This window comes from Chitinophaga pinensis, from assembly GCF_007896845.1.
GTDB classification, from domain to species: Bacteria; Bacteroidota; Bacteroidia; order Chitinophagales; family Chitinophagaceae; genus Chitinophaga; species Chitinophaga pinensis_C.
In genome coordinates this window covers 157,902-170,881 of the sequence record NZ_VOHS01000006.1, presented here as the reverse complement: position 1 = coordinate 170,881, position 12,980 = coordinate 157,902, and the positions used below count along the sequence as shown (strand labels likewise).

Sequence of the window (12,980 nt, the reverse complement as noted above, 5' to 3'; positions counted from 1 at the left end):
GCACGTACCTGTTATATAAATATATACAGCTGCCGAAAGTAAGCGTCCTTCTCTTCTTTCTGTCCAATGACCTTCCATGCGGCGAGTCCGCTGTAATAGAAAAGGGAGAGGCGCTTCTTATCTGAAGCGCCTCTCCCTTTTAGTATAATTTCAGGCAATCAACATGCAATCATGCTCAATCGCCCAAGCTTCATTATTTATTCGCCGGCTTACCCTGCAGTTTAGGATAAGACAATGCGATCAGGTCGTTCATCACATTCACTGCTTCATCCAGATAGATATCTTTCTGTCTGAATTTCAACCAGTCTTTGTTACGCGCCAGTTTTGAAGAATCGCTGGCCAGTCTGTCCAGATCAACTCTCAGACTAACGATGTTCAGTTCTTTTACTTTATCATTCACCGCATCATAACGTTTCAGCGCATTGCTGTTAGTTTTCTGTTCGGCTTTATATGTCTGCAGGTTCAGGGAATAAGCTTCCTGACTTTCCATTTTCTTCAGGGTGCTGATGTTATCATTCATCATTTTGAATGCCTCGCTGCCCGCCAGACGTTTTTCGCTGCTTCTCTTCAGTGCTTCTACAGGCACCGGATCGATCCAGGTAGTATAAGGCGCTTTAGGAATTTCATCCCATGCCAGCGCATCATCATCTTTACGTTCTGCTACTTCATAATAAGGATCTGGCAGCAGGATATCGGAAGTCACACCTTTCAGCTGTGTAGAACCACCATTTGCACGGTAGAATTTCTGCTGAGTCAGTTTGATCGCTCCCAGTGCACCAATTTCCTTGTTGGAATAGAAGTCATCCAGGTTCAGCATACGCTGTACGGTACCTTTACCAAAGGTATTGCTACCGATAATCACCGCACGTTTGTAATCCTGCATGGCAGCCGCCATGATCTCAGAAGCGGAAGCGCTGTATTCATTTACCATGATTGCCAGCGGACCACCATACTGCACGCTCTTATCACGGTCACGCAGGATCATCGGATCTCCGCTACGGGATTTTACCTGTACAACCGGACCTTCCGGAATAAACAGGCCTGCCATCTGTACAACGTCCTGCAGGGAACCACCACCATTGAAACGCAGGTCAAGGATGATACCTTCCACGTTCTCTGCTTTCAGTTTGGTGATTTCTTTTGCAACATCTTCTGCACAACGGGCGCCATTTCTGTCGTTGAAGTCTGCGTAGAATTCAGGCAGATAGATATAACCCAGTTTATGCTGACCATTAATAATGGCTGATTTTGCAAATGTATCGTCCAGTACCACTTCGTCACGAACGATGTCGATCACTTTCTGTGTACCGTCTACACTCTTTACGGTCAGTTTCACCACAGAACCTTTGCTACCGCGGATCAGTTTTACGGCATCTTCCACCGCATAACCGGTTACGTCAACAGGTTCTTTATCACCTTGTGCAACTTTCAGGATCGCGTCGTTGGCTTTCAGACGACCGTCTTTCCAGCTGGCGCTACCAGTTACGATACTGGTGATCTTGATCTTACCGTCTTCTTCTTTCAGCTGTGCACCGATACCGAAGAACTTACCAGCCATCTGCTCTTCAAATGCCCTCTTTTCAGCAGGCGGGAAGAAATCAGTGTGTGGGTCCATGGTAGTGGTGATCGCGTTGATAAACAGGCTGAAACGTTCGTTGTCATCCTGTTTGTTCTTCAGACGGTCAAAGTAACGGTCGTATACGCTTTTCACCTTTGCCCTTGCATCTGCTTCCAGTTCGGCGTCAGTTTTAGGCTTTTCGGTGCTTGCTTTATCTTTCTGATCTTTTTGTTTGTCGCGGCTTTCCTGCAACTCCACGTATTTCTCCAGCACACGATATTTTAACACTTTTCTCCATGCGTCCTTGCGGGCTTCCTGATCAGCAGGAAAGTCGATCTTGTCAGGATCCAGTGTTACTTTTTCCTCTTTACTGAAGTCGAACGGCTGCGCGAGCAGTTCCGGATAGATAGCTGCTGCTTCGGTTACACGCTGTTTGATGAGCGTATTCACCGCATTGAAGCAATCCAATGGAGCTCCCTGCAGTTCATCATCGATATGTGTAGCGACTGTCTGCAGTCCCTGCACATCACTTTTCAGGAAAAACTTCTTCTCGGGGTCCAGGCTCTTCAGATATTTATCAAAAACTTCCTTTGAATAGGCGTCATTAATCTCCTTAGGCTGATAGTGTCCCTGAGTGAGTATTTGTCCTACCAGGCCCATGATCACTTCGTATCTGCCGGGAGGATCTTCTTTATGCAGTTTGCTGAATGCTAAAACCCCCATTGAGATGGAGAGCAGGGCAACTGGTATAATCACTTTCATTCTTCTCATAGAAATCCAAAATTGAGCGTCATCAAATATAACATAAAATACCCCATCCAGTCAGAAGGGCAAATTGCTTTTAACAAAAGATTGAGAAACAGTACAATGCAGCAAAACATGCAATTGGCTCGCATTTAACAGGTTGCTACATTTTACGCTTTAACAGATGCCAAAACCAGACCAACTTCTATCAGGAGATTTGATATATAAAAATAAGCATCTTCTGTCGATTTTGTCTGACCGTTTATCAGATTAGCCTACCTCTCAATGCTTCAAATACTGTATTTTTGCCACGGCTACAAAAAACTGCACAGTGGATAATCCGGCGACTATCAAGAACGACCCATACGCTTCGTTACGCATACCTGAATTCAATTATTACCTTGTCATCCGTTTTGCGCTGGTCTTCGCACTGGCAATGCAATTTACCATCGTTGAATGGAAAGTGAATGCCCTTACGCACGATCCTTTTGCCCTCGGTCTTATCGGACTGGCAGAAGTGATACCGGCGGTATTGATTGCGCCTTTCGCCGGGCACATTGTGGATAAACGGGAAAAAAGAGGCTTGCTGTTGCTGTGTGTTATTGCCTATATCATTATCGGATCGGGGCTGTTCCTGCTTACGTGGGACAGAGCTGTGGAGGGGATTCCTACAAAATGGGTACTCAATATGGTCTATTTCCTCGTATTTCTCGGGGGTGTAGCCAGAGCCTTTCTCAGTCCTGCGAACTTCTCTCTTATGGCGTTGATCGTTCCGAGAAGCCTCTATGCCAATGCATCTACCTGGAGTAGTAGTTCATGGCAGATCGGTGGCATGGCGGGGCCGGCACTGGGAGGTCTGTTCATTTATTTTCTGGGTATACACTGGTCAATGCTGCTGGTAGTAGGTGTTTTCTTTGCTCCTTTGTATTGCCTTATCAAGATCAAACCTAAACCGATTCATTATAAAGCTCAGGGTGAAAGCTTCATGGATGGCCTGACCAAAGGCATGCGTTTCGTCTGGAAGACCAAAGTGGTACTCAATGCGATGGCACTGGACATGTTTGCTGTATTGTTTGGCGGAGCGGTGTCTATGCTGCCGATCTTCGCTACTGACGTATTGCATGTAGGCTCACTGGAGTTTGGCTTCCTGCGTGCTGCGGTAGCAGTTGGTTCCCTGACGACCATGTTCGTACTGGCTTACAAGCCACTGGTCTATCATCCCGGACTCAAGCTGCTGGCGGCTGTTTTCGGCTTCGGATTGTGTATTATCGTATTCGGTCTTTCCACCAGTTTCCTGCTCTCCTTCTTTGCATTGCTCATCAGCGGCATGCTGGATGGTATCAGTGTGATCATCCGTCAGACCATCTTACAACTGAAAACGCCTGACGATATGCGCGGCCGTGTGGCAGCGGTAAGTTCTATGTTCGTGGGTTCGTCCAATGAGCTGGGCGCATTCGAAAGCGGATTTATGGCCCGTCTGATGGGCCTCGTACCTTCTGTCGTTTTCGGCGGATGTGTGACATTGGGGGTAGTGATCACCACCTATATCATTTCGCCTGCTATGCGTAAACTGGATCTGAAAGCCTGACGACGCTAGAGTCTGGTGACTTTCTTCAACTTTTCCAGTACATAGAATACGGCAGGACAGATCGTGCTGTTCAGGTATGTGATGTTTGGCCGCTTGATAAAATCAAAGCTGTCTGTATAAGGGTAATTCTCACAATCCCCGGGACGGGCATCGTAAATGCTGCAGTAGTTGTCAGCATCAAGGAATGGACATGGACTGAACTTCACCACATAATCACCGTCTTCATCCATACGCAGATATTTCTCGATAAATGCGGATTCTTTCATGCCCAGATATTTGGAAATACGTTTGATATCGGGCATTTTGAAGCGCGGGCTGATCGTTTTGCAGCAATTGGCACATTTCAGGCAATCCACATGACTGAAAGCTTCATCGTGCATATCCGGCAGTAACTTCTCTACGCCCCTTCCCCTCTTTGTCTGTAGTTTTTGCAGGAATTGCTTGTTGGCCTTCTGCTGCTCCTGGGCTTTCTGTTCCCAGTTGATAAGTAATTCGTCCATTTGCCGCAAAGATACGGATTAACAGCACCCTGCAAATAGTCTTCCCCAACCCTTATCTGACCCGGAATAAATACTATTTTCCACGTTTAAAACCCCATTAGAACCTTATCAGGCCGTCATTGCCTTGTTCCGGAACGAAGAGATAACGGCGTAATGCTGAAATAGTAAGGGTGTACGATGAGGACGCGGCTATTTCTATCTGAGCCAAACGCCGCTACCAATAACTTACATTTTCATGACAATCCTCTCTCTTTGATACCTAGATTTATCACCGCAATTTCCCCAACGAGCGGCGTGGTTTGGCCATTGTTAGAAAACAATATAGCTTTGCACATTCTTTTCAATCATACCTGCTTTACATCATGAATCTTTTTGATATACAACAGAATGAATTTGTTGGCCGTCACATCGGGCCAAATGAAGCTGAGACTAAACACATGCTGGATACCGTAGGAGTATCTTCCCTTGAAGAGCTGGTAAGCAAAACAGTGCCTGGAGCCATCCGTATGCAGCATCCGCTGGCGGTACCTCCGGCAATGAGTGAGAGCGACTACCTGCGTCATCTGAAAGACGTATCTCTGAAGAATCATGTATTCCGCAATTACATCGGACAGGGTTACTACGATACGATCACTCCAAGCGTGATCTTACGTAATGTGTTTGAAAATCCAGGATGGTACACACAGTACACTCCTTACCAGGCTGAGATCGCTCAGGGTCGTCTGGAAAGTCTGCTGAACTTCCAGACCATGGTAAGCGACCTGACTGGTCTGCCTATTGCCAATGCGTCTCTGCTGGACGAAGCAACTGCTGCTGCTGAAGCAATGGCAATGTTCTTCAGTGCACTGAACAAAGATCACGACAAACTCTCCCGTCCGAAGTTCTTTGTTGATGCCAGCACATTCCCGCAAACCATCGACGTAATATACACCCGTGCTACTCCGCTGAACATCGAGGTAGTGGTTGGTAACTACAATACTGCTGCTATCGACGAATCTTACTTTGGCGCACTGGTACAGTATCCAAACAGCCTTGGTGGCGTTGAAGATTACCGCAATTTCGTTGAGAAAGTACACGCAGCCGGTGCTTATGTAGCAATGGCAACTGACCTGCTGGCACTGACCCTGCTGACCACTCCGGGAGAACTGGGTGCTGATGCAGCTTTAGGTTCCGCACAGCGTTTTGGTGTTCCATTAGGTTTCGGTGGTCCTCACGCAGCTTTCTTTGCTGTAAAGGATGAATTCAAACGTTCTATTCCGGGTCGTATCATCGGTGTAAGCATCGACGCACAGGGCAACCGTGCATTGCGTATGGCGCTGCAGACACGTGAGCAGCACATCAAACGTGAAAAAGCAACTTCCAATATCTGTACTGCACAGGCACTGCTGGCTAACATGGCAGCTATGTATGCGGTATATCATGGTCCGAAAGGCCTGAAAAATATCGCCACCCGTGTAGCGATCCTGACTAACGCACTGGCTCAGAAGCTGAGAGCAAAAGGTCTGGAACTGAGTGCTTCTTTCTTCTTCGATACAATTGAAGTACGTGTAAGCAACAGCGCAGCTATCAGAGCGAAAGCAGAAGCAATTGGTATCAATTTCTTCTATCCTGAAGCAGGTCGTGTGATCATCTCTCTTGATGAAACAGTGACTATTCAGGATGTTAACGATATTCTCGGCATCTTCGAAGCGGGTACGATTACCAGCAACAGTCCTGAACTGAAAGCAACCAGCATCCCTGCCGGTCTGGAAAGAACTTCCGCTTATCTGGTACACCCTGTCTTCAACACACATCACAGCGAGTCTGAAATGATGCGTTACATGAAGCTACTGGAAAATAAAGATCTGTCTCTTAACACTTCTATGATCTCTCTGGGTAGCTGTACCATGAAACTGAATGCAGCTACTGAAATGATTCCATTAAGCTGGAGCCATTGGAGCAAGATGCACCCGTTTGCGCCTAAAACACAGACAGGTGGTTATCAGCAGATAGTAGATGAACTGAGCGATTATCTGTGTAAGGTAACTGCATTCGACGCTTGTAGTCTGCAACCAAACAGTGGTGCTCAGGGCGAATATGCAGGTCTGCTGGTGATAAAAGCATACCATGAAAGCAGAGGTGAAGGTCACCGTAATGTGATGCTGATCCCTATCTCTGCACACGGTACCAACCCTGCATCCGCTGTAATGGCTGGTTTCAAGGTAGTAGTAGTAAAAGCGCTGGAAAACGGTTATATCGATGTAACTGACCTTAAAGCGAAAGCTGCACAATATGCGGAGAACCTCGCAGGTATCATGATCACTTATCCTTCTACCTACGGTGTATACGAAGAGAGCGTAAAAGATATCTGTAATACTGTGCACGAATTTGGCGGACAGGTATACATGGATGGTGCAAACATGAACGCACAGGTAGGTCTTACCGCTCCCGGTCTGATCGGTGCTGACGTTTGTCACCTGAACCTGCACAAGACCTTCGCAATTCCTCACGGTGGTGGTGGTCCTGGCATGGGCCCGATCTGCGTAGGTAAACACCTTGCGCCATTCCTGCCGGGTCACGTAAGTCTGGATACCAAAGCACATACACAGGCAGTATCTGCGGCACCTTATGGTTCTGCTTCCATCCTGCTGATCTCTTATGCATATATCCGTCTGCTGGGTGCTGAGGGTCTGAAACAGGCGTCTCAGTTCGCAATCCTGAATGCTAACTACATGAAAGCGCGTCTGGAAAAAGCATACGATATCCTGTACAATGGTGTGAACGGTACATGCGCACACGAGTTCATCGTTGACCTCCGTCCATTCAAAGCTTCAGCAGGTATTGAAGCAGAAGATGTGGCAAAACGTCTGATGGACTATGGCTTCCACGCTCCTACCCTGAGCTTCCCTGTAGCCGGAACTATCATGATCGAGCCTACAGAAAGTGAAGATAAAGATGAACTGGATCGCTTCTGTGATGCGATGCTGTCTATCCGTGAAGAAATTGCAGCTGTTGAAAATGGTGCTGCTGATAAACTGAATAACGTACTGAAACATGCTCCGCATACACAGTTTGTTATCACTGCAGATGACTGGACCCGTCCTTACACCCGTCAGCAGGCAGCTTATCCGCTGGACTACGTGAAACTGAACAAGTTCTGGCCTTCTATCAGCCGTGTGAATAACACCCATGGTGACCGTAACCTGATCTGTACCTGTGAGCCGGTTAGCTCCTATGCAGAAGCAGAAGCGTAATATGATATTGAGCACTGAAAGATAAAAGTCCTGAAGATTGAATCAGGCAGAAAATATAAGCGGCGGTATCGGGAGATATCGCCGCTTTTTTTATGTCATAAATACTGGTCAGTAGATATAGTCAAATTGCAGGATCTTTCTTTAAAGGCGCTAAAATCAAATCAAGCGCCTCCTTTATATAAGGCAATATGACTTTACCAAGTTTAAAGACCTCAGTCGTATATATTACCGGCTGGCTCCCCTCCTCTTCATAATGTTGTTCCGCATTAAGAATTGCTGATTGAATTGCTACCGGCATTGATCGGCTATCAAAACCACCGGGAATAACTGTACTTACATATTGCTTAAATGACATGCCACTGCGAACATGTTCTTCATTTGGGTTTAAATCAAAAAAATGATAATACAGCCAGATTTCAAAACAAGGATTACTTTGCGCTATTAACCACATTGGTTTTTCTTCTCCATTTTTGTTGCTACAATGGTCACGGAGTGTCGCAATCTTATTCTTTTCATTCCATCTGTCTGTATCAATCACAAACCAAACTTCATCCCCCTGCTCTTTACTTAACAAGTAATGTGGTGTTTCATCAAAAAATAGCTTTTCCGCATTTTCCATCAATTTTGTCGGATCAGACAAGCCATTTTCTGATGGAATCGGAATGATTTCAATTGTTGATGAAAAGCCCTGAAAGTATCTAAAGTATTCCATTTCACGTTTTTCTCCTTCACAAAAAATATAGATTTTACGGGCGTCTTTATTCGCTTCGAGCTTCTGATAAACTTTGTTTCTACTCAGATATTTCATCTTTATTCCAATTAAGATCTCTCAAATTGGACAAAAATGGAATACCACCATAACGCCCATTTAGATAGCCATTTTCAATATTAATAGTGCTATGTACTTTATAATCACTCAGCGAGTATAATCTGGACGCGCCCCCGACGTCTTTCTGAGCAAACCAGATCTCATCGGTTCTCAAAATATCCTGATCTAATAAATTGGATTCATGAGTAGTAAAGATCATCTGTCCCCGGGCCTGCGGATCATGAGAAATTTTCCTGACGATTTCTTTTATTGTTAACGGATGTATACTTCTTTCTATCTCATCTATTATATAAACCCGCCCTTTATGAATGATGTCCTGAAATGCAGGTATGTAGTCAATTAGTCTTCTGGTACCATCAGATTCCAAAGAAACATTAAAAGGAATATTCTTTCCACTGATAGTTCTATGATTAGTAACCAGCTTTTTTATTACAATCTTTTCGCCCTCTTTAACCAAAGAAAGTTCATCACCTGACCTGTTAGAAACCGGTATGACGCCATCAGGCAAATCCTTTATTTTTTCGATTAGCTGAATGAGTGTTTCATCCACTTCTGACATGTCGGTATCCAGCTTATCAACTAAATTCTCTCTGACAACTTCTATATTAGTAACTCCCGTATTTAAACTCGGTAAAAACTCGTTTGCAAAAGTTTTCATATCCTCACGGGTATCAAGGATATTCGCAATAGCACCGGGTCTTGCATCGGGACGAATAACAACCAGATCATATTTAAACCAATCTGCTACGCGAGTAACATCAGGAAATTCTTTTGCATATTTCGCTGATAAAAATGAAAGCAGTGATTCATTTGAAGAGATTAATTTCTCTGCTAAAACTTCTGCAAAAAGTCTGTTCTTTTCATTTGAAAGATATTCCGGATAAAACCTGATCTCTTGTTTTTCCTCCATCATTTCTCTCTCGAAAATCAATTCATCCTCTGTTGATTTACTTTTCGCCAGATATTCATGAAGAATATTTTGTCCATCAAACGTAATACTGTAATAGTAAATAGACGCATCTGCAAATAGCTCAATTGCTATAGATATTGGTTCACGCTCATTTTCTTCTGACAACTTAAATTTCAGATGTTTTACCTGAGATGGCAATTTCCCACTCTCAACGATTTGCTCCAGTAAATGGATGGCTTTAATCAAGTTAGATTTACCTGAACCATTAGCGCCATAAATGGCACTAAAACGAAGCACAGCAATGTCGTTCAAAAGTGTTTTATGATGTGGAAGATTAGTCGTTCTGTTGGGAAATAGATTAAACTCCGTCTCCTCTTTAAATGAAAAAAGGTTCTTAACAACGAATCTAAGTATCATTTCCGTGATTTTTTCACACAAAGCTACCTAAAATGAATCAAAAAATGTCAATTAACGGCCTATAAGACTCAAAACCGTGAATTTTTCACACTTAGACACGATTTTTCATATTTTTCAAATAAATTGTAGAAAACTTATCCTGATTTCCAACCATTTACCCCTCACTGATACAAACTTACCCTCCTTTCCATGTTCACTATTATTAATTCATTAATATTTTACATATATTACATATAAGAAAAACCGTTATACTTATGCAGGACTACTCTTTTATGACCACTGAAGAGATCTTCCTCCTCCAGGATGCGTTGAAGAAAAACAAAAAGCAGATCTACAAATTCATATCGTTCGGTCTGCTGCTGGTAATCATCGCAGCTTTTGTACCTCATTTTTTCCTTAGCAAACGCCTCAGCGAAGAAGAGATCAATCAATCTCTTTTCTCCTATAAAAACGCCTGGTTCTGGGTGTGGCTGATGTCCTTTGTACTGGCACTGGTCTTTGCATTGATCAAAGTGACGGATGTACGTTACTATACCATCAAAAAAGATCTTACCAAACTGGAAAAAGGGCAGATACAGGTACCACTGGAAGCTATCTATCAGGGCAACAATGAGATGCAGACCAGCTTCATTGTTCAGCAGGAAGGAGTGAAGAAAAGAAAGCGTCTCTTTTACTGGATGCGCGGCCGTCTGGATGACTTCAGATCAGGTCAGCAGGTAGAGATCATATACGGGCGCTATTCCCATGTCATTCTCGCTATCACCAAGCTGTAAATTCATCATTAACCAACCATATCTGCTCATGTAGCACTATCAACCTCTATTATAAGCAAGAGGCCAATCCTGCGAGGTTGGTCTCTTTTTTTATATTTGACGATACTCCATCGCACATACAAGATATTTATGAATATTGAGCAATTCCGGGAATACTGTCTGGCCCTGCCAGGCGTGACTGAAGAGTTTCCTTTTGGTGAAGAGATACTCGTGTACAAGGTCAAAGGAAAATTATTTACCCTGACACATCTTGATAACTTCGAAACCATCAACCTGAAATGTGATCCTGAGATTGCTATAGAGCTCCGTGAGAGATATGATGGTGTCACCCCCGGTTATCATATGAATAAAAAACACTGGAATACTGTCGATGTGCAATCGAATATCCCCAACAAACTGATACTTCAGTGGATAAAAGATTCTTATGATCTCGTTGTGAAGTCACTGCCAAAAAAAGACAGGGAAAGCCTGTTATCTTAGCCATAATAAACCGTTCATTTGCTTATGAGAAAATTGCTATCGCTGCTCATTGCAGCGCTGATTATGCACAGTTCCTGTGTAAAAGCCCTTAATCAGGACTCACTGTGGGTACGTGAGAACTACGTCAAAAAAGAGGTATATATCACGATGCGTGACGGTGTAAAACTGTTCACCTCTATCTATATGCCGAAGGATAAGTCTGAGAAACATCCTATTCTCATGTCCCGTACCCCTTATTCCTGTGCACCTTATGGTGAGGACAAATACCTGCCGCTCTGGAACAGCCACTTTATGTCGTACCTGAAGCAGGGCTATATATTCATTCAGCAGGACGTGAGAGGCCGCTGGATGAGTGAAGGTACCTTTGTTGATGTACGCCCTTTTAACCCAAACAAAAAAGGCAAACAGGATATCGACGAAGCCAGCGATACCTATGACGCTATTGACTGGCTGGTTAAAAACCTTGAAAATAACAATGGTAATGTTGGTATTCTGGGCATCTCCTATCCCGGCTTCTACTCGACTATGGCAGCGTTAAGCGGTCACCCGGCATTGAAAGCTGTAAGTCCGCAGGCACCGGTAACAGACTGGTTCATGGGGGATGATTTCCACCACAACGGCGCATTCTTCATCACAGATGCTTTCGCTTTTTACACCAGCTTCGGTAAGCCAAGACCTAAGCCAACCACTATCGGTCCAAGCGGTTTTGAGTACCACAATACAGATAACTATGACTTCTACCTGCGCACAGGTGCTGTAAAGAACTTCACCAGACTGATGGGCGACAGTATCGCTTTCTGGAAAGACCTTGTTGCACATCCTGATCTGGACAACTGGTGGAAAGCACGGAATGTAAGGCAGTTCCTGACCAGCGTAAAACCAGCTATGCTGGAAGTCGGAGGGCTGTTTGATGCGGAGGACTGTTTCGGTGCATGGAATACTTATAAAGCTATCGAAAAACAGAGTATCAAAACCAACAACCGTGTAGTAATGGGACCGTGGTATCATGGTCAGTGGTCATCGAAATCAAACGATGGTTCTGCCCTTGGTAATGTGCGTTTTGGAAGCGCTACCTCTCACTGGTATCAACAAAATATAGAAGAACCATTCTTCAATTACTACCTGAGAGGTATAGGTACAGACAGTATTGCGGAAGCCACTGTCTTCTTTACCGGCGAAAATCAATGGCGTAAACTGGCGCAATGGCCGCTGCCGGCGCAAACGAAACAACTTTATCTGCAGGCAAACGGAAAGCTGGATTTCAGTAAGCCGTTAAATGCAGACAGCTTTACCGCATATGTGAGTGATCCGGCGAAACCGGTACCATATACTGAAGATGTACATTTCGACCGTACTATTTCCTACATGACCGATGACCAGCGCTTCGCTTCCAGACGTCCGGATGTAGCAACTTTTGAAACAAACGTACTGACTGAAGATGTAACCGTGGCAGGTCCGCTGCTGGCGAAACTGGTTGTCAGCACCAGCGGAACAGACGCTGACTTTGTTGTAAAACTGATCGACGTATTCCCGAATGACTTCAGATATGAAACCGATGCCCCTACTGAGCATCGCAGACTGCCATCTCATACATATCCGATGGGAGGCTACCAGATGCTGGTTCGTGGCGAGATCATGCGTGGAAAGTACCGTAACAGCTTTGAAAAGCCGGAAGCATTCAAACCAAACACACCGACAGACGTTAATTTCAGTATACCTGACATCGCGCATACCTTCAAAAAAGGGCATAAGATCATGGTACAGGTACAAAGCAGCTGGTTCCCGCTGGTGGATAGGAATCCACAGGTATTTACCAACATTTATACCTGTGATGATAAGGACTTCCGTAAAGCAGATATCCGTATTTACCACGATGCACAGCATGCGTCTCATATAGAATTGCCGGTAATCAAATAGTTACTAACTTGCAGGGCATTCCGGCAGGGTG

At 44.5% G+C, this 12,980-nt stretch carries 9 protein-coding genes; 5 read left to right on the top strand and 4 right to left on the bottom strand.

Annotation, left to right across the window (positions count from 1 at the left end; translation table 11 throughout):
- Positions 1 to 193 precede the first annotated feature (193 nt).
- Positions 194 to 2,329, bottom strand: coding sequence for a carboxy terminal-processing peptidase (locus FEF09_RS08495; RefSeq protein WP_146304706.1), 2,136 nt, complete (start codon positions 2,327 to 2,329; stop codon positions 194 to 196).
- A gap of 304 nt (positions 2,330 to 2,633) precedes the next feature.
- Here FEF09_RS08495 and FEF09_RS08490 point away from each other — a divergent pair, with 304 nt between their 5' ends.
- On the top strand, positions 2,634 to 3,890 hold the full coding sequence (locus FEF09_RS08490) for an MFS transporter (protein WP_146304705.1): 1,257 nt from the start codon (positions 2,634 to 2,636) through the stop codon (positions 3,888 to 3,890).
- 5 nt (positions 3,891 to 3,895) lie between these two features.
- Here the strand turns inward: FEF09_RS08490 and FEF09_RS08485 are convergent, their stop codons facing one another.
- On the bottom strand, positions 3,896 to 4,390 hold the full coding sequence (locus tag FEF09_RS08485) for a YkgJ family cysteine cluster protein (protein WP_146304704.1): 495 nt from the start codon (positions 4,388 to 4,390) through the stop codon (positions 3,896 to 3,898).
- Positions 4,391 to 4,752: 362 nt separating this feature from the next.
- On the opposite strand from FEF09_RS08485, the gene gcvP reads away from it, so the two are divergent.
- Positions 4,753 to 7,623 carry an aminomethyl-transferring glycine dehydrogenase gene (gcvP, locus tag FEF09_RS08480; RefSeq protein ID WP_146304703.1) on the top strand — a complete coding sequence of 957 codons (2,871 nt, stop codon included), beginning with the start codon at positions 4,753 to 4,755 and terminating at the stop codon, positions 7,621 to 7,623.
- 121 nt (positions 7,624 to 7,744) lie between these two features.
- Here the strand turns inward: gcvP and FEF09_RS08475 are convergent, their stop codons facing one another.
- Together FEF09_RS08475 and FEF09_RS08470 are read right to left on the bottom strand one after the other, a co-directional pair.
- Positions 7,745 to 8,431, bottom strand: coding sequence for an RloB family protein (locus tag FEF09_RS08475; RefSeq protein ID WP_146304702.1), 687 nt, complete (start codon positions 8,429 to 8,431; stop codon positions 7,745 to 7,747).
- Positions 8,415 to 9,779, bottom strand: a complete 1,365-nt coding sequence (locus FEF09_RS08470; protein WP_146304701.1) for an AAA family ATPase — start codon at positions 9,777 to 9,779, stop codon at positions 8,415 to 8,417. The genes FEF09_RS08475 and FEF09_RS08470 overlap by 17 nt, the downstream gene beginning before the upstream one ends.
- Before the next feature lie 254 nt (positions 9,780 to 10,033).
- Here FEF09_RS08470 and FEF09_RS08465 point away from each other — a divergent pair, with 254 nt between their 5' ends.
- From FEF09_RS08465 to FEF09_RS08455, 3 genes are all read left to right on the top strand, one after another.
- Complete coding sequence (locus FEF09_RS08465; protein WP_146304700.1) at positions 10,034 to 10,552, top strand: hypothetical protein; 519 nt, start codon at positions 10,034 to 10,036, stop codon at positions 10,550 to 10,552.
- Between the two features lie 129 nt (positions 10,553 to 10,681).
- Positions 10,682 to 11,032 carry an MmcQ/YjbR family DNA-binding protein gene (locus FEF09_RS08460; protein ID WP_146304699.1) on the top strand — a complete coding sequence of 117 codons (351 nt, stop codon included), beginning with the start codon at positions 10,682 to 10,684 and terminating at the stop codon, positions 11,030 to 11,032.
- Between the two features lie 24 nt (positions 11,033 to 11,056).
- The gene (locus tag FEF09_RS08455; RefSeq protein ID WP_146304698.1) at positions 11,057 to 12,949 is read left to right on the top strand and encodes a CocE/NonD family hydrolase; all 1,893 of its coding nucleotides are present in this window, start codon (positions 11,057 to 11,059) and stop codon (positions 12,947 to 12,949) included.
- Positions 12,950 to 12,980: the final 31 nt, after the last annotated feature.